This is a genomic window from Micromonospora sp. BS32 (assembly GCF_059089345.1).
This window is the reverse complement of sequence record NZ_JBSSHR010000129.1, coordinates 1-428: the sequence shown is the minus strand read 5'-3', so window position 1 is coordinate 428 and position 428 is coordinate 1. Positions and strand designations below refer to the sequence as shown.

Sequence of the window (428 nt, the reverse complement as noted above, 5' to 3'; positions counted from 1 at the left end):
CGTCCGGATCGGCGCCGACCCGCTCGGCGGCGCCTCCGTCGGCTACTGGGGTGCGATCGCCGAACGCCACCGCCTCGACCTGACCGTGGTCAACCCCTACGCCGACCCGACCTGGCGTTTCATGACGCTCGACTGGGACGGCAAGATCCGGATGGACTGCTCCTCGCCCTACGCCATGGCGTCGCTGATCGCCCGCAAGGACGAGTACGCCGTCGCCACCGGCAACGACGCGGACGCCGACCGGCACGGCATCGTCACCCCCGACGGCGGGCTGATGAACCCCAACCACTACCTCGCGGTGGCGATCGACTACCTGATCGGGCACCGCGAGCACTGGGACGGGAGCCTGGCGATCGGCAAGACCCTGGTCTCCTCCTCGATGATCGACAAGGTGGTGGCCGGGCTCGGCCGCACCCTCACCGAAGTGC

1 pseudogene is annotated in these 428 nt (G+C 69.9%); it reads left to right on the top strand.

Annotated elements, in window-relative coordinates:
- Positions 1-428: pseudogene (locus AC5RWQ_RS30575) on the top strand (phosphoglucomutase, alpha-D-glucose phosphate-specific); the annotation flags it as partial.